Raw genomic sequence first — 17,613 nt, forward strand, 5'->3', positions numbered from 1 at the left:
ACAGGCGCGCTTTTACAGCAATGCCGGGTTGTCATGAATGCGTTGTTCCTTTCTTTCCTGTGTGGACAGGGAAGAAGGATTGATGACCTTGCGCTGGCGTGCGGAACGTTTGTCTGTCGTTTTTGCCTGTGCCAGAGTGGATATTTTCGATCCGCTGGCAACGGCTTTCAGCATCTTGTATTCGCCAATGACCTTGTTGCCATATCCGTTGTCATGACTCATCTGCGCCGCACCAACGTAGGTTTTCAGGGCACGTTCGACACTGCCGGTCTGCCTGACGTATTCTTTCAGAATTCTGGACCCGACCTTGATATTGACGACAGGGTCCAGAGCGTATTGAACACCCCCGTGGTCTTCAAATTTATCGGCATGGACTTTCGCCATGACCTGCATCAGGCCCTGTGCGCCCATCGAGCTTTCTGCATATGGATTGAAACGCGATTCAATAGCCATGACAGCCAGAATCAGATGCGGGTCGAGACCGATATCGAATGCTGTCTTGTAAGCGGTTGTCACAAAAAGGTTGGACGCCTTGTTGGCAATCTTGTAGCGTTTCGAAATCCATGACGCAACTCTTTGTTTTTGCTTCAATTCATCCAGTTTTGAATGTTCTTCTTTTTGCTGTGCAGTCAATACATCCGTTTTAACCCAGTTGGGTGTTTCGGCAGTTGTGCCAGGTGCATTGGAGGCATTCGCTTCCTTGATTGGCAGAGACTCGGAAACGCCTTTGGCAAATTCCGGTTTGACACACAAAAGAGTGATGGCGACAAGCATCAGACTGGCGAAAAACATCCACATTCTGGGATGTGTATGAATGAACAGTTTTTTCTGGCCGATCAGATTGTGTGCTTTAACTTTCAAATTCTGAAAATACAAATTTTTAAAAAAATCCTGAAACATGTTAACTCCCCCGGATTTGAAACGGTGTCAAAACGAACAAAACAAAAGAGGGTTTCTTCTGTCTGCTGGCATCGTTTTTCCGAATTATTTCCGTTTATGTCTTGTGGACAGTAAACAGATGAACTCAATGGAGTTGCAGTTTTCTCGAGAGGTTGAGCTTCGCAACCGTTAAACTACAAAAAAGGCTCTTTGCCTACCTGAGAGTTCTTGATGCGCCATTATCGAATTTAGTCTGTTTCCGATATGCAATGACGTGCATCAATTTATTGAATGGTATATTTGGTTTTGAAAAATATTTTGTTATGAAACTGGGCGCATTTTATGTGCGGTTTTATATCAAGTCAATTATAAAGATAGCTGTTTGTATTCTTTATAATTATATAGTAAAAGTGTAAAAATAGAATAATTTTCATAAAAATCATATATTTATGAAATAATTAAAGGTTGGAAACTTCGAAAAAATTTAAGAGAAAATAAATGAAATATCGTGACTTGAGAGACTTCATCGAACAACTTGGAAGAGACGGTGAATTAAAGGAAATTGTTGTTTCCGTATCGCCCGATCTGGAAATGACGGAGGTTTCAAGTCGTGTGCTTCATCAGGGCGGCCCGGCTCTTCTTTTCAAAAATCCGTCCGGTTTTTCCATCCCCGTTTTGACCAATCTTTTCGGGACAAGCCGTCGTATTGCCAAAGCGATGGGGGGGGAAACGACTGGAGATTTGAGGCGAATAGGACAATTTCTGGCATCCCTGAAAGAACCAAGGCAGCCGGAAAAATTTTCAGACCTTCTTGGAATGGGGGCGATGCTGAAGTCACTGATGGATATGCGACCCAGAGAGCTTGAAAACGCGCCTTGTCAGGAAATCGTTCTTGAAGGAAAAGACGTCGATCTTCACTCCTTGCCTATTCAGACGTGCTGGCCGGAGGATGCCGCCCCATTGATCACATGGGGACTTGTGGTAACACGGGGACCCAACAAAAAACGGCAGAATCTGGGTATTTACCGCCAGCAGGTGATTTCCGGCAACAAAGTTATCATGCGCTGGCTGGCTCACCGGGGTGGCGCACAGGATTTCAGGGAACACAAGATTGCCAACAAGGGAAAGCCCTTTCCTGTCGCTGTCGTGATCGGCGCCGATCCTGCCACTTTATTAAGTGCCGTAACACCGATTCCGGATGAATTGTCGGAATATCAGTTTGCCGGACTCTTGCGCGGTCAGCGTACCGAACTGGTCAAAACGAAAAACAGTGATTTACAGGTTCCTGCGCGAGCTGAAATAGTGCTTGAAGGGCATATTTATCCTGACGAGTCGCATGAATCGGGTTATGAACATGCAATGGAAGGACCGTTTGGCGATCATACGGGCTACTACAATGAGCGGGATTCTTTCCCTGTATTGACGATAGACCGGATTACCATGCGTAAAAATCCGATATATCTTTCAACCTATACCGGAAAACCGCCTGATGAACCCGCGATGCTGGGATTGGCATTGAATGAAGTTTTCGTACCGCTCTTGCAAAAACAGTTTTCCGAAATAATCGATTTTTATCTACCCGCGGAAACATGCAGCTACCGTTTTGCCGTGGTGAAAATCCGGAAAGCTTATCCGGGACATGCGCGACGGGTCATGTTCGGTGTCTGGAGCTTTTTAAGGCAGTTTCTCTATACGAAATTCATCATTGTGGTTGATGAGGATATCGATATCCGTAACTGGGGAGAGGTTTTCTGGGCGATTTCCACGCGGGTCGATCCGGCAAGAGACACAATTCTTGTGGAAAATACACCGATCGATTATCTCGATTTTGCTTCTCCTGTCAGTGGTCTGGGAAGCAAGATGGGCATCGATGCAACGGACAAATGGGACGGTGAAACCAGCCGGAAATGGGGTACGAAAATAAACATGAAAGATGAGGTGCGACAGAAAGTGGACAGTATCTGGAAAGATCTCGGTCTGTAAACCGCGCTTATTTTCTTGCAGAACGGTTTCTTTGCTGTACAATGCCGGTTGGCGGGCCCCTGCGCATTGCGGAATGGTGAATCTGGTCAGGTCGGGAACGAAGCAGCCACAGCCAATCTCCGCGAGTGCCGCAGTCAAGGCTCGCCTTTGTATTTCTCTTTCAGACGTTTTTTCAGCTGATGCAATTGAGCTGAAACGTCACGAAAAATCACGATTGTGCAGTATCATTGCTCCGATAATGAAGAAGGCAGTATATTGCCTTACTTTTAAACGAATCTGGAAGCAATAAGGTACAATTGTCCCATGTCCTATTTAGTCCTAGCCAGAAAATATCGCCCGAAGAATTTTGAAAATATCGTCGGGCAGGATCATGTCGTTCGTGCCCTGTCGCACGCGCTGGAAAGTCAGCGTTTGCATCACGCTTATCTGTTTACCGGCACGAGAGGCATCGGCAAGACAACATTGTCGAGAATACTTGCCAAATCATTAAATTGTGAAAAAGGCATCACGGCGTCGCCATGTGGCATTTGCGAAGCATGCAAGGCCATCGATTCCGACCGTTTTGTCGATTATGTCGAAATGGATGCCGCTTCCAATCGCGGTATTGCGGACATGTTGCAATTGCTGGAACAGGCTGTTTATGCGCCAACTGCCGCCCGCTTCAAGGTTTACATGATTGACGAAGTTCACATGCTGACCTCGCAGGCATTCAATGCCATGCTGAAGACACTTGAAGAACCGCCTGAATACGTCAAATTCATTCTGGCGACAACTGATCCGCAGAAAATTCCGGTAACAGTCTTGTCCCGATGTCTGCAGTTCAATCTCAAGCAAATGCCGGTATCTCATATCGTCGATCATTTGAGCCGCATCCTCGAGCTTGAGAACATACCGTTTGAAAAACCGGCCCTTCGTTTGCTGGCGCAAGGAGCACAGGGTTCCATGCGCGATGCCTTGTCACTTGCGGATCAGGCCATCGCCTATACGGCAGGTCATGTAACGGATGAAGCGGTTCAGGATATGTTGGGTGCACTGGATCAGACTTATCTGATTCGCCTGCTGGATCATCTGGCCAACCGGGATGGAACCAGTCTGCTTAAAGTGGCTGATGAAATGGCGTTTCGCAGTTTATCCTACAGCACTGCCTTGCAGGATCTGGGATTGTTGCTCCAGAAAATTGCCATGATCCAGAGCGTGCCTGATTACCCTCTGGACGATATTGCCGATTCCGACAATTTATCGCGTCTGGCAGCGATCTTTTCCCCTGAAGAATTGCAACTGTATTACCAGATTGCCATTCATGGCCGAAACGAGCTGGGGCTGGCGCCGGACGAATATGCCGGGTTTTCCATGACGCTATTGCGAATGCTTGCATTCAGTCCTGACAAGGGAAACCGCAGCATCCCTCAAATTGTATCGAAAAGCGAGAGGACACCAGCAAATCGTCCAAAAACTGATTCGGGCAAAGGGCAGGCAGTGGAACAAAAAGTTCCTTCTTCTCCGGTAGTGGAAAAAATTCCGGTTCCTGAAAAGAAACCGGAAGAAACCGTTTCCGCCATTCCGCCCTGGGTAGACGATGAATCTTTTTCGAATCAGGGAGGTCAAACGGCAAAGTCTCCGGAAGTAAAGAAAAATGAAAGTGCGCCGGTTACAGAGGTTGTTGCTTTGGCAATGTCAGCTGAAATGCCTGCGGCACCTGCTGACGTTCCGGTAAAAAAGAATCCCGGAGAAGGCAGCTGGAATGGAAACTGGCCGGAATTGGCCGCAGTGTTGCCGGTAAGGGGAATGGTTCAGCAATTGGCGCAACAGACAGAACTGGTTCATTGGGAAAAAAAAGATTCCGCTTGCGTATTGCATTTGAAGTCGCCTATTGCTACTCTTTGCACGCCCAATAATATCAACAGGTTGACAGAAGTTCTGGCGGAACATTTTGGTCAGCCCGTTAAAATAACGACTGAAATCGGCAAGGTTGAAGAAACCGCCAATCAGAATGCGATTGAAGCGCGTGCCGAAAGGCAGCGTCAGGCTGAAGAAGCCATAACAAATGACCCTTATGTGAAATCCGTTATTGCTGAATTTGGCGGACATATCGTCGAGGGTTCTGTCAAACCTGTTTAACCGGAACGGAAATGGATATGAAAAATCAATTGGCAAACCTGATGAAGCAGGCGCAGGCGATGCAGCAGAATATGGAAAAAGCTCAGGAAGAGCTGGGCAAAACCATTGTTGAAGGACAGTCTGGTGCGGGAATGGTGTCCGTTTTGATGAGTTGCAAATATTATGTTTCCAGAGTCTCGATCGATCCGGCACTGATGAGTGACGACAAGGAAATGCTGGAAGATCTCATTACAGCCGCCTTCAATGATGCTGTTCGCAAAGCGGAAGCGACTTCGCAGGAAAAAATGGCCAGCGTATCGGCAGGATTGCCGATGCCTCCAGGTTTTAAAATGCCCTTTTAATCCGGTTTTCCCGATTCGTGAAATCGCTTTCCTCACTTCAGCAACTGATCGAGGCTTTCCGGCATCTGCCGGGTATCGGTCCGAAGTCGGCGCAAAGAATGGCTTATCATCTCTTGCAACACGACAGGGATGGAGCACAACAGTTAAGCGTCGCCCTTGCAAACGCCATTTCCAGTGTACGTCACTGCGAACGTTGCAATACCTTTACCGAATCGGAAGTCTGTGAAATGTGCAGTGATCAGGAAAGAGATGCCTCTCTTTTGTGTATCACGGAGACACCTGCCGACCAGATGATGATCGAGCAGACATTGACGTTCAAAGGTTATTATTTCGTCCTGATGGGAAGCCTCTCTCCACTGGATGGAATAGGGCCGAAAGAAATCCATTTCGACAAATTGATCAAGCGGGCAACGGACGGGATTGTCAAAGAAGTCGTCCTTGCCACCAGTTTCAACAATGAAGGCGAAGCAACCGCCCATTACATCAGCGAGATGCTCAAGGTGCGGGGTATCAGGGTCAGCAGACTGGCAAGAGGTGTTCCGGTTGGTGCGGAACTCGAATATGTCGACGTCGGTACCATAGCGCGCGCTTTTCTGGATAGGCGGTCTACCTGAATATGCCATATACAACAATTGAAGGGACAATCGGTTCCACTCCCCTGGTGGAGTTGCTCCGTTCGACGAGTGAGAATGCAAAAAGTCGCAGGAACCTTGTTCTCGGGAAATGGGAGTGTGGCAATCCATCCGGCTCCATCAAGGATCGTGTCCTTAAAACAATGATCCGCCACGCTGAAGAACGTGGCGAAATCCGGCCAGGTGACACCCTGATCGAGGCAACAGGTGGCAATACCGGAATTTCGCTGGCGATGATGGCTGCTGCCCGTGGTTATCGCGCCATTGTGGTCATGCCGGAAAGCGCCAATTATTTCAAACAGCAAAGCATTGCAGTGTATGGCGCGAAAATTGTATTGACGCCGAAAAGCGGTGGCATTGAATATGCGCGTGATCTTGCCGAGCAAATGGCGGCAGCCGGAGAAGGAGTATTGCTGGACCAGTTCAACAATCCGGACAATCCTCTTTCCCATTACGAAACGACCGGCCCGGAAATATGGAGTGCGACCAAGGGAAAGATTACCCATTTCGTTTGTCCGATGGGAACGACGGGTACGATTATGGGCGTTTCCCGCTTTCTGAAAGAAAAGAACAAAAAAATCCGGATTATCGGAGTTGAACCGGCAAACCGGGATCACATTACCGGCATGTATCACTGGCAGGAAAATCAACGCCCGCGGTTTTACGAAAAGAAAAGGGTGGATCAGATTGAAGAAATCAGTCAGGCATGCGCAGAATACCGGGCCAGAAAAATGGCTTCTGAAGAGGGAATTTTCTGCGGGTTATCTTCTGCCTGCGCTTGCGAAGTGGCTTTGAACCTGTCTGAAACAGTCGATCAGGCCGTTATCGTTTTTATGATGGCTGACAGGGGAAACAAGTACTTTTCTTCTGGATTCTTTCCTTTTTAACGGCATAAGTGCAACATAAAGATTGTCATAAGCCGTTGTATCGATTAAAATCAAAGGCTAAACAGATTTTGTATTGCGAAAAAGGTTCGTAATCCAACAACTAACACAGGTTTTTAGGAAATTTTATGGCTAACACAGCTCAGGCACGCAAACGTGCTCGTCAGGCAGTAAAACTGAATGCACACAATTCCAGTCAGCGTTCTGCATTGCGTACTGCAATCAAAACGGCACAAAAAGCGATTGCTGCTGGCGATAAGGAAGCAGCCGCTTCCGTTTTCAACAATACCGTTTCGGTTATCGACCGTATCGCCGACAAGAAACGTATTCACAAAAACAAGGCCGCACGTCATAAAAGCCGTCTGGCCGCTGCATTGAAGGCAATGTCCGCTGCTGCTTGATTTTCAGCTGGCAACTTTCGGATTATTTGCTGTATATCAGGCACGCTTGTAGCAAGCGTGCCTTTTGTCGTTTCCGTTTTCAGTAGCGGTAACCGAATTCTTTTTCAAAACGGTCGGCGATTTCTTTTGCCGTCATTTTGTGGCTTTGCGGGCCAAAGTATTCGATTTTGATGGCGCCCATCAGGCTGCCAAGACGGCCGCACGTCAGCATGTCCTTGCCGTTGGTCAGGCCATAAATCAGGCCGGCACGGAAAGCATCGCCACAACCGGTGGGGTCGGCCTCTTTTGCTGCCTTGACGCAAGGTATTTCAAATTTTTCGCCATTTTCGTAAATGACCGCGCCTCTTTCAGCACAGGTCACGATAAGTGCCTTGACCTTTGAGGCGATTTCAGCCAAAGACCAGCCGCTTGCCTGAGCCAGCATTTCGCCTTCATATTCATTGACGGCCACATAAGTGGCGATTTCAATGAAATGTCTCAGTTCTTCCTGATTGAACATGGGGAGACCCTGACCCGGATCGAAAATGAAGGGAATGCCAAGTCTGGCGCAATCGTCAGCATTCTGGATCATGCCGTCGCGACCGTCAGGTGCGACGATAGCCAGCTGAATATTGTCTCCCGTCGTATTTTCAATCTTGTTTTCATGGGACAAAGACATCGCGCCCGGATGGAAAGCCGTAATCTGGTTATTGTTTTTATCCGTAGTAATGAAGGCCTGGGCCGTATAGGTTCTTTTTATCGTCTTGATATGGCGGCGGGAAATATCCTGTTCAGCGAGTCTTTCAAGATAGGGTTCGCCATCCATACCGATGGTTGCCATGATGTAAGGCGTTCCACCCAGAAGCTTGAGGTTGTAGGCAATATTGCCGGCACAGCCGCCGAATTCCCGTCTCATGCTGGGAACGAGAAAACAGACGTTGATATTGTGTAACTGGTCGGCAAGAATGGATTCGGAAAATCGTTCCGGGAATGACATAATCGTGTCGTAAGCAAGCGACCCGCAAATTAGAGAGCTCATAATTTAAATAGTGTTGTGATCAGGGATTATCAATAAGGAATACCCGGCTCTTTACAGCCGAATTGTGTGTAAATTCGAAAGTCATTTTAAAAGTGATGGCTGACGTCGGGGCAAGTCCTTTTGCCGTTCCGGCTTCTTCAGGCAGATATTCTTCCGGCTGGAAAGTACGGCGCAACAAGACCTTGTTATCCGAATCCGTCAGTTCCATCACAAGCGCAGGCCAGATCTGCAAGTCCGGACTGTTATTGGTAATCGTCATATTCTGGGTATACTGATCAGCACTGTTTTCAAGCTTTTCGGGCACACCTGTTTCGATTGTCAGCGCAGGTTTCTTTATTGGGGCTTTGACAGGGCACGACAATAACTCGCATGTAGTATTAACCAGTTCTTCAGCAGGAGGCCACCAGGCCGTAATCTCTTCAGAATACCGGTAAATGCCCTGAAGTCCCAAAAATGCGAGCAATAAGAGAGTGCCGATACTCCAGAGGAATTGGGAGAAACGGGACCTTTTTTTCTTCTTGTTGACAATTTTGACCAGTTCTTCCGTCGAGGCGGGTGTTTCAACATCTTTTTTAGGCGCATCGACAATGACAGCCGGTGCGATATCGTCTTTGACGGGGTCTGTCGGCAAAAACGGCTCTTTTCTTTCGATATTGGCCGTAAACGGTATGGATTCTGCCGGTTTTGCCTCAGTATCGCCAGCTGTTGGATTCGTGGTGTCAGTAACGGAAGAATCCGGTTTGTCTTCCTCAGGTGAAGACAGATTCAGGTCAAAACTGATCGACTGAATCTGTTTCTCAAAGGATTGCCTGAGAGCGGCTTCTTGTGCACTTATTGTCTCGTTTATTGCTGTATTTTCGTCATCTTCGTTTATCTTTTCAGAAGATGGTGCCAAATTTGAAGAAAAGGTTTCTTTTGCAGGCGCTTTTCCCTGTTCCCCGGGTTTGGTTGGGGCTGAATCGCGAGAAATGAGAGCAGAAGAAACGTTTTCTGGTTTTGACAGGGCAGAGTCAGGTTCGCTATGGGAAAGACGACCTATCAAATGGTCGATACCGTTAAACGGGTTATGGCAGACACCACAACGGACGACGCCGGAGTAGCGTTTGAGCTGTTCCTCGTTAACCTGAAAAACCGTATTGCATTTGGGACAACGTGTAGCCAGTGACATGCTTGGGATCAAAGCCGGTTAAGTTGGCCTGATAAAGCGACCCATCCTTCATGGCTTTTCCAGACCGTCAAATTAATATAAGGGGCATATGCCTCGATCACATCATTGGCCTGCTCTTCGAGGATACCGGACAAAACCAGTGATCCGTTTTTTCTGATTCGTTCGGTCAGAGTTTTTGTCAGCGTCTTCAATGGGCCGGCCAGTATGTTGGCAACGACTATATCATATTGACGGTCAGGTTCAAAAGAGGGAAACTCATCCGGCAAGTGGCACGAAAAGCTGCAATGATTGCGTTCGGCATTTTCGTTCGACGTGATAATCGATTGGGGATCGATATCCACACCCGTCACGTTGCTGGCGCCGAGCTTGATGGCGGCAATCGCCAGAATGCCGGAACCGCATCCATAATCGAGCAGGGTCTGCTCTTTTTTGACGTTCTTTTCGAGCCATTCAAGACACAGTCTGGTTGTCGGGTGAGAACCCGTCCCAAATGCGAGGCCGGGGTCCAGTTCGAGAACAATCCCGCTTTGATCCGGGATTTCATGCCAGCTTGGCACAATCCAGATTTTTTCGCCGATGTGAATCGGATCGAATTGGGACTGGGTTACGCGAACCCAGTCTTCATCCGGTACTTCCCGAAGAATAAATTCCGGAACTTCGGTTAACTTGCACTCTTCTGCAGCCTTTTTTAATACTGCGCCGGCATTGGCGTCGGCTGGGAGCAAGGCGATGACACGACTGCGTTTCCATGCATACTCGTTCGAATCTGCGCCGGGTTCATCGAACAGGGGCTGCTCTGCCGGTGTGCCCAGATCAGCATCTTCCACTGTAATGGACAGGGCGCCCGCATTCATGAGAGCGTCTGAAAACGCGTTCGTTATATCGAAAGCGACTTCTACAACTACTTCATTCCAGTTCACTATAAGCTCCAGACAGATTGACCGGTTTGTTTATTTTTCGGTTTCCGGGAACATTTCAGCCAGTTTCTGTTCCAGATAATGAATATTGGTGCCACCCTTGATAAAGCTCGGGTCATGCATCAATTCACGATGAAGCGCCAGATTGGTCTGAATACCTTCGACCACCATTTCAGTCAAGGCAACCTGCATTCTGCGGATAGCCATATCCCGAGTCGGAGCATAGGAAATGATCTTGCCGATCATGGAGTCGTAATACGGTGGAACACGATATCCTGCATAAACGTGTGTATCCACGCGCATGCCGGGACCCCCCGGTGCATGCCATGAGGTAATTTTTCCCGGTGACGGAATAAACGTGAAAGGATCTTCAGCATTGATGCGGCATTCAATGGCATGGCCTATCAGACGGATATCACGCTGACGGAAACTCAGTTTTTCACCGGCAGCAATGCGAATTTGTTCCTGAACGATGTCCACACCGGTAATCAATTCAGTAACCGGATGTTCGACCTGAACACGCGTATTCATTTCGATGAAATAAAATTCACCGTTTTCGTACAGGAATTCGAATGTACCCGCGCCACGATAACCGATCTTTTTGCATGCATCGGCACAGCGTTCGCCGATACGATCGATCAGTCTGCGGGGAATATCCGGAGCTGGAGCTTCCTCGATAACCTTTTGATGTCGGCGCTGCATTGAACAGTCGCGTTCACCCAGCCAGATGGCGTTTTTATGGTCATCGGCAATCACCTGAATTTCGATATGACGCGGGTTTTCAAGGAATTTTTCCATGTAAACTTCAGGATTGCCGAAAGCGGCACCCGCTTCGGTTTTTGTCATCGTGACAGCATTCAACAGGGAGGCCTCTGTGTGAACGACACGCATTCCCCGGCCGCCGCCGCCGCCGGCAGCCTTGATGATGACAGGAAAGCCGATTCTGCGAGCAGTGGCGATAATTTCCTGTGGATCGTCCGGCAATGCGCCTTCCGAACCCGGTACGCAAGGAATACCTGCCTTGATCATGGTTTGCTTGGCGCTGACTTTATCGCCCATTACCCTGATGGATTCCGAACGGGGGCCAATGAAAACGAAGCCGGATTTTTCAACGCGCTCGGCGAAGTCGGCGTTTTCCGAGAGGAAACCGTAGCCCGGGTGAATTGCTTGTGCATCGGTAACTTCAGCCGCACTGATAATGGCAGGCATGTTCAGATAGCTTTGCGCCGAAGAAGCAGGTCCAATACAAACGGATTCATCGGCAAGTTTCACGTACTTTGCTTCACGATCCGCTTCGGAATGGACAACAACGGTTTTTATGCCCAGTTCGCGGCAGGCGCGCTGGATACGCAGCGCAATTTCACCACGATTGGCGATAAGTATTTTTTCAAACATAATTTGGTGGCGATTGTTCCGTAAATCGAAAATAACGGTAAATAGAACGTATTTGGCTCAAATTAACCGTATTTAACCAATAACAAACAGCGGTTGGCCGAATTCGACAGGTTCGCCGTTTTCTACAAGAATCTGTTTGATGACACCCGAAGCTTCAGCTTCGATTTCATTCAGGAGCTTCATGGCTTCAATAATACAAAGCGTATCGCCCTGTTTGACAGGAGAACCCACTTCAACGTAAGACGGATTTCCAGGAGCAGGCGCGCTGTAGAAAGTACCGACCATTGGCGATTTAACGACATGGCCTTCCATGATGCCGCTTTCGGCTGGAACCTCGGCTGCGACAGGAGCGGCAACACCTTGAGGAATGCCAGCAGGCGCTTGCATATATTGTTGTGGCATGACGCCAGGTGCCTGCATGACGAATTGCTGACCCTGTACGGCAGAGTTTTTCGCAATGCGTACTTTGCTTTCGCCTTCTGTCACTTCAAGCTCGGCTATGTCGGATTCGGCAACGAGGTCAATCAAAGTCTTTAATTTACGTAAATCCATATAAATCCCGGAAAAATGCTGTTAAATGTTGGTAATTAATATTTGAGTGCGTGTTCGATAGCCATACGGTATCCATCCACTCCAAAGCCGCATATTACACCTTTTGCGACAGGAGAAAGGAAAGAATGATGACGGAAAGGCTCACGTTGATGGATGTTAGAGATGTGAACCTCATAAAAGGGAATGGCGACTCCCGACAGGGCATCTCTTAATGAAACGCTTGTATGAGTCAGTCCGCCCGGGTTAATGACAATGGCATCGATGTTTTCGGTACGGGCCTGATGAATACGATCGATCAGGTCACCTTCGTGATTGCTTTGAAAGCTGGCAAATTGTCCCCCGGCCATTTCCACCTGAGTTCTGGCGGACGCAACGATATCATCCAGAGTCGTTTTTCCATAAACGTTCGGTTCGCGTGTGCCAAGCAGATTCAGATTCGGGCCGTTCAGCAGAAGTATGTTTTTTGCCATGGCTTGTTAAAATTGCTTTTTTAATTGGATTTTCAGCATTTTGCCGTCAAATGTCGTAAAGAGGCAAGGAAAAACGCCTGAAATATTAAAAATTATTCATTTTCAGACGGGGTGCTTTGGGTAATTAATCGCTGCAACCCGTTAATATCTGTCCGGGAAAAATTTGCGCCGAAAAGCTTGACGGATTTGCGGATATCGTCAGATTCATATACGGATAGATGAGCAATTTCCTCGTGCCACATAAAATGTATCGTTTCGATTGTGTGACCCTTGCCACGAAAATGAGGCAATTCCGACACATCGAAATCGATGGCCTTGTTTAAAAGAAAAATCTCGACATCTTTTACGTTATCCGTAAATAACTGTATATGAATGTCACTGTGTTCTCCTCCCGTACCATTCAGGATGGCACCGGTGATATATGGGTTGAACTCTTCAAGTTCCTGCATTAATTTCAGTGAAAGTGTGCGTAAGTGCAACAATCGCGCCGGTTGGGAATCTGCAAGAAAAAGTTCGTTATACAGTTTGACTTCTTTTTCGATCGACATATTGTCCGGCAGGATTTCTCCGGTAATGCGGCTGTTTCCCAGTATCTGACGGGCTGCCTTGCGTTTGGCCACTTCGTAACTGGTTCCTTCCTCTGCTATCATGCGTGCAGCAGCGATAGCGATTTCCTGTCGCAAATTGGCAATATCGATTAAACGGTTGATTGTCATGTTTGTGTAAATCCCGGCGAAAACACTTGCGTATCGTTTAAAATTTTCTGAACTTATTATTTGATCGAAGCATCATGCATATTCATATCCTAGGTATTTGCGGAACCTTCATGGGAGGGGTCGCTGTTTTGGCAAAAGCGGCAGGGCATACAGTAACCGGTTGCGATGCGAATGTCTATCCGCCAATGAGCACGCAATTGCAGGAACAGGGTATTGAACTGATCAATGGATACGATGAAGGCCAGATCGAATTGAAACCGGATTTGTTTGTCATTGGTAATGTCGTTTCAAGAGGCAATCCTCTAATGGAAGCCATTTTAAATCGCGGACTGCCTTATGTTTCGGGCCCGCAATGGATCGGTGAGCATATTTTAAATGACAAATGGGTTCTTGGCGTTGCCGGTACGCATGGCAAAACGACGACGACTTCCATGCTGGCATGGATATTGGAAGATGCCGGATATTCCCCCGGTTTTCTGATTGGTGGCGTTCCATTGAATTTCGGTATTTCTGCAAGATTGCATGGTGAAAAAGAATCCTCTTTTTTTGTCATTGAGGCGGACGAATACGACACGGCCTTCTTTGATAAAAGAAGCAAGTTCGTTCACTATCGGCCAAAAACGGCCATTCTGAACAATCTCGAATACGATCATGCCGATATCTTTTCCGATATCTCCGCTATCGAAACACAATTCCATCATCTGGTCAGAACGGTGGCCGGAAATGGACGACTGATCGTCAATAACCGTGAACCGGCGCTGGAACGGGTGGTCGAACGGGGGTGCTGGAGTGAAAAAGAATGGTTCGGTGATGAAGGAAAAGACTCCTGGTCGATGGCAGAGAAAGATGATGACGATTTCGACGTGTTTTTTGACGGGCAATATCAGGGAACGGTTCATTGGGACCTGACCGGCGAGCATAACCGTTTGAATGCGCTGGCTGCCATCGCAGCAGCGCGACACGTTGGGGTACGGCCTGAACAATCCATCGATTCGCTTTCCCGATTCAAAAACGTCAAAAGGCGTATGGAATGTCGTGGAAACGTAGGCGGTATTACCGTTTATGATGACTTTGCTCATCACCCTACCGCAATTGCAACCACGATTGCCGGTTTGAAAAAGAAAACTGCCTCCGTACCCGGCCAGCGTATTCTGGCGGTACTTGAACCCCGTTCCAATACCATGAAACTCGGTGTCATGAAGCAGGCGTTGCCGCAAAGTCTGCAGGAAGCGGATATGGTCTTTGCTTATGGCGCTGATGGTGGAAAAAATGGACTTGGCTGGGATTTGGAGCAGGCGCTGTTGCCGTTGGGTGACAGGGCCAAAGCGTTCAGTGATATTGACAGGCTTGTCGATGAAATCATTATGGCTGCGCAGCCAGGCGATCACGTTCTGGTGATGAGTAATGGTGGATTTGGTGGCATTCACCAGAAAATACTGGATAAGTTATCCGTTAAATAGGCAATCATCATGATTTTGTATTTACATGGATTTCAGTCTTCTCCCCAATCTTTCAAGGCGCAGCTGATTGAAGACAGACTGAAGGCGTTGAATGGTGAGGGAGAATATATTTGCCCTCAATTGTTTCCATCTCCGGTTAAATCGGTTGAAATTGCCCTGAATTTGGTGAGTGGTTGCCCCTCGGAGTCTCTTGCGGTTATCGGTTCTTCGCTGGGAGGTTTTTACGCCAACTGGATTGCTGAACAGTTGCAGTGTCGTGCTGTACTTCTGAATCCTGTGATCGATCCATGGAAAATCAAGATATTGGGCGATAGTCCGGACAGAAGTGACCTCAGGGTGAGAGAATGGCTTGAATTTGTTGAACGGTATGAAGCGGAATTGCATTCGATTCAAGTCAGGAAAATCACAAACCCGCAAAGATATATGCTGATTGCGGCAAAGGGAGACCAGTTGCTGGATTGGCAAATGATGCAAAAACATTATGCAGGTGCAAACCAGACCATCATCGACGGGAGTGATCACGGCCTGTCCGATTTTGAGAAATATCTCGATAATGTGCTTTCTTTTTGTAAAATTGAACATTCCGGCCGAACATAAGCTGGTGCCATATATCAAGTTTGAGTATTGAATAGAGCGGTTAATGAATTTATTTTTTGAAGAATCCGGTGAATTTAAAACGGGTGGTATCCTGAATCAGGTCGGCGAGGCCTTTCAGGTTGAATTGCCCGGAGGCAAGCGAACAAAGGTTCGTGCAAAGGATGTATTGTTCCAGTTCAGTTCGCATGAGCCCGCAGAACTGATTTCGGAAGCTTCTCAGGTATCGGAAGAAATCGATCTGGACTTCTTGTGGGAAGTTGCCGGAGAAAATGAATTCGGCTATCAGGATCTTGGCAAGGAGTATTTCGGGCATGATCCGAAACCTGAAGAAGCCGCTGGCCTGTTGTTCAGGCTGCATTCGGCACCGATCTATTTTTACAAAAAAGGAAAGGGCCGTTATAAGGCGGCGCCTGAAAAATCCTTGCAGGCCGCATTGGCTGGACTTGAAAAAAAACGGCAGCAGGCGATTATTCAGCAACAATACGTTGACGAACTGGTACAGGGACGATTGCCTGACGCGATCAGAACGAATACCGTAGCTCTTTTATGCAAGCCAGATAAAAACAGTATCGAATACAAAGCCTTGCTTGCAGCTTGTGACGAGTTGCACATTTCTCCTGAACGTCTTTTGCTTGATCTGGGCGGGATAAGCAATCCGAAAGAATTACACCTCGCCCGGTTTTTGTTCGAGAATTTTCCGAAAGGAACACGGTTCCCGAAAATCGATATACCCGATACCGCTCTTGAGTTGCCGGAAGCGGAGGTCAACGCCTTTTCAATTGACGATATAACCACTACTGAAATCGACGATGCTTTTTCAGTGACCACTCTTGCCGATGGCAACATCCGCATCGGTATTCACATCGCAGCACCGGCTCTGGGAATGAAACCGGACGATTCACTGGACGAAATCGCAAAAAAACGCCTTTCGACGGTTTACATGCCGGGTGACAAAATCACCATGTTGCCGGATGAACTGGTCAACCAGTTTACGCTCAGTGCAGGTGAAAAACGTCCGGCAATGAGCCTGTATGCGACGTTAAATCCGCAGGACTGGTCTGTCCTTGAAACGGAAACACGCGCAGAAATGATCCGTGTTGCCGAAAACCTCCGACATAACGATCTTGACAGCCTGATTACCGCTGAAAGTCTTGAAAAAAGAGAGGGAGAATACCCTCATAAAGACGATATTGCTGTTTTATGGCATTGTTCGCAGGTTTTCGAGAAAAAACGGATGGAAAAGCGCGAAGGCTTCGGCTTGAGGCCCGAACAGAATAATCGCGTCGATTTCAATTTTTATGTGGATGAGAACGATATCGTCACAATCGAACGTCGCAAACGAACAGCGCCACTGGATAAAATCGTTGCCGAACTGATGATTTTCGCCAACAGTACATGGGGAAAACTGTTACACGAACACGGCATTCCCGGTATTTACAGAAGTCAGGGGGGGGGTACAGGAAGCTGGCTGAACCGCATGCAGGTAAAAATGGTCACTCATGCAGCGCCCCATCAGGGCCTGGGTGTTGACCAGTATGCATGGTGTACCTCACCGCTGCGACGCTATACGGATCTGGTCAATCAGTGGCAGATTCTGGCATGTGTCAATTATGGGATCACAGCTCCTTTGTCTGCTCCGTTCAAGCCAAAAGATGCCAATTTGTTTGCCATTGTAAGTGCATTCGATTCCGTTTATAGCGCATATGGCGAATTTCAGTCGAAAATGGAACGTTACTGGTGTTTGCGGTGGCTGTCTCAAAATAATGTCAGACAAGTGGAAGCTGTTGTCATCAGGGATGAAATGCTGCGTCTCGTCGATATCCCTCTGACGATTGCCATGCCGGGAATGCGTCCGCTGGCAAGAGGAACGCAGGTGCGGGTCGATCTGATACGCTGGGATGAAATCGATTTGTCTGTCGAGGCGCGACTTCTTGATGTGACGGAAAATGTCGATGAAACGGCATCAGACGAAAACGAAGAAGAATTGACGGAGTAAAATGCTGAATGGGTGTATAGTGATCGCGCATAAATTCCCTTGAAATTCAGGCGCATGCATTATTTTTGGTGATTCATCCGATGCCG

Annotated in this window: 17 protein-coding genes and 1 other RNA gene; 10 read left to right on the forward strand and 8 right to left on the reverse strand. The window is 47.8% G+C overall.

The window, feature by feature from the left end:
- Positions 1–12: 12 nt before the first annotated feature.
- Positions 13–861 carry a lytic transglycosylase domain-containing protein gene (locus BRW83_RS02575; protein WP_231284513.1) on the reverse strand — a complete coding sequence of 283 codons (849 nt, stop codon included), beginning with the start codon at positions 859–861 and terminating at the stop codon, positions 13–15.
- Positions 862–1,377: 516 nt separating this feature from the next.
- On the opposite strand from BRW83_RS02575, the gene BRW83_RS02580 reads away from it, so the two are divergent.
- From BRW83_RS02580 to rpsT, 7 genes are all read left to right on the forward strand, one after another.
- Positions 1,378–2,862 carry a UbiD family decarboxylase gene (locus BRW83_RS02580; protein WP_005881818.1) on the forward strand — a complete coding sequence of 495 codons (1,485 nt, stop codon included), beginning with the start codon at positions 1,378–1,380 and terminating at the stop codon, positions 2,860–2,862.
- Between the two features lie 50 nt (positions 2,863–2,912).
- Positions 2,913–3,011: signal recognition particle sRNA small type (gene ffs / locus BRW83_RS02585), an RNA gene on the forward strand.
- Positions 3,012–3,165: 154 nt separating this feature from the next.
- A complete protein-coding gene (gene dnaX / locus BRW83_RS02590) occupies positions 3,166–4,980 on the forward strand; it encodes a DNA polymerase III subunit gamma/tau (protein WP_005881816.1) in 1,815 nt (604 codons plus the stop codon).
- A gap of 17 nt (positions 4,981–4,997) precedes the next feature.
- Positions 4,998–5,321 (forward strand): YbaB/EbfC family nucleoid-associated protein, encoded by a 324-nt coding sequence (locus BRW83_RS02595; RefSeq protein ID WP_036604004.1) that lies wholly within the window; start codon positions 4,998–5,000, stop codon positions 5,319–5,321.
- Between the two features lie 17 nt (positions 5,322–5,338).
- A complete protein-coding gene (recR, locus tag BRW83_RS02600) occupies positions 5,339–5,935 on the forward strand; it encodes a recombination mediator RecR (protein WP_005881812.1) in 597 nt (198 codons plus the stop codon).
- A 2-nt stretch (positions 5,936–5,937) separates the two neighbouring features.
- Positions 5,938–6,840: a pyridoxal-phosphate dependent enzyme gene (locus BRW83_RS02605; protein WP_005881809.1), complete on the forward strand. Its 903-nt coding sequence runs from the start codon at positions 5,938–5,940 to the stop codon at positions 6,838–6,840.
- Positions 6,841–6,965: 125 nt separating this feature from the next.
- Entirely contained in the window at positions 6,966–7,238 is a 273-nt protein-coding gene (rpsT, locus tag BRW83_RS02610) for a 30S ribosomal protein S20 (RefSeq protein WP_005881807.1), read from the forward strand.
- Between the two features lie 79 nt (positions 7,239–7,317).
- On the opposite strand, the gene BRW83_RS02615 is transcribed toward rpsT, so the two are convergent.
- The 7 genes from BRW83_RS02615 to BRW83_RS02645 all read right to left on the reverse strand — a co-directional run bounded on the left by BRW83_RS02615 (position 7,318) and on the right by BRW83_RS02645 (position 13,474).
- On the reverse strand, positions 7,318–8,256 hold the full coding sequence (locus BRW83_RS02615; protein ID WP_005881805.1) for a carbohydrate kinase family protein: 939 nt from the start codon (positions 8,254–8,256) through the stop codon (positions 7,318–7,320).
- 19 nt (positions 8,257–8,275) lie between these two features.
- A complete protein-coding gene (locus tag BRW83_RS02620; RefSeq protein WP_005881803.1) occupies positions 8,276–9,424 on the reverse strand; it encodes a zinc-ribbon and DUF3426 domain-containing protein in 1,149 nt (382 codons plus the stop codon).
- 8 nt (positions 9,425–9,432) lie between these two features.
- Positions 9,433–10,344, reverse strand: a complete 912-nt coding sequence (gene prmA, locus BRW83_RS02625; RefSeq protein ID WP_005881801.1) for a 50S ribosomal protein L11 methyltransferase — start codon at positions 10,342–10,344, stop codon at positions 9,433–9,435.
- A 30-nt stretch (positions 10,345–10,374) separates the two neighbouring features.
- Positions 10,375–11,736 (reverse strand): acetyl-CoA carboxylase biotin carboxylase subunit, encoded by a 1,362-nt coding sequence (gene accC, locus BRW83_RS02630; RefSeq protein WP_005881799.1) that lies wholly within the window; start codon positions 11,734–11,736, stop codon positions 10,375–10,377.
- Positions 11,737–11,808: 72 nt separating this feature from the next.
- Positions 11,809–12,288 (reverse strand): acetyl-CoA carboxylase biotin carboxyl carrier protein, encoded by a 480-nt coding sequence (accB, locus tag BRW83_RS02635; RefSeq protein ID WP_005881797.1) that lies wholly within the window; start codon positions 12,286–12,288, stop codon positions 11,809–11,811.
- A 35-nt stretch (positions 12,289–12,323) separates the two neighbouring features.
- Entirely contained in the window at positions 12,324–12,758 is a 435-nt protein-coding gene (gene aroQ / locus BRW83_RS02640; RefSeq protein ID WP_005881795.1) for a type II 3-dehydroquinate dehydratase, read from the reverse strand.
- 92 nt (positions 12,759–12,850) lie between these two features.
- The gene (locus BRW83_RS02645; RefSeq protein WP_005881793.1) at positions 12,851–13,474 is read right to left on the reverse strand and encodes a hypothetical protein; all 624 of its coding nucleotides are present in this window, start codon (positions 13,472–13,474) and stop codon (positions 12,851–12,853) included.
- Between the two features lie 74 nt (positions 13,475–13,548).
- Between BRW83_RS02645 and mpl the strand changes: the two genes are divergently transcribed.
- Genes mpl through BRW83_RS02660 form a run of 3 tightly spaced genes read left to right on the forward strand, consistent with a single transcriptional unit; the run spans position 13,549 to position 17,527 of the window.
- Positions 13,549–14,934 carry a UDP-N-acetylmuramate:L-alanyl-gamma-D-glutamyl-meso-diaminopimelate ligase gene (mpl, locus tag BRW83_RS02650; protein WP_005881791.1) on the forward strand — a complete coding sequence of 462 codons (1,386 nt, stop codon included), beginning with the start codon at positions 13,549–13,551 and terminating at the stop codon, positions 14,932–14,934.
- 9 nt (positions 14,935–14,943) lie between these two features.
- Complete coding sequence (locus tag BRW83_RS02655; protein WP_005881789.1) at positions 14,944–15,531, forward strand: YqiA/YcfP family alpha/beta fold hydrolase; 588 nt, start codon at positions 14,944–14,946, stop codon at positions 15,529–15,531.
- Positions 15,532–15,574: 43 nt separating this feature from the next.
- The gene (locus BRW83_RS02660) at positions 15,575–17,527 is read left to right on the forward strand and encodes a ribonuclease catalytic domain-containing protein (RefSeq protein WP_005881787.1); all 1,953 of its coding nucleotides are present in this window, start codon (positions 15,575–15,577) and stop codon (positions 17,525–17,527) included.
- The last annotated feature ends 86 nt before the right edge of the window (positions 17,528–17,613 follow it).

This window comes from Oxalobacter formigenes, from assembly GCF_002127965.1.
GTDB classification, from domain to species: domain Bacteria; phylum Pseudomonadota; class Gammaproteobacteria; order Burkholderiales; family Burkholderiaceae_D; genus Oxalobacter; species Oxalobacter formigenes.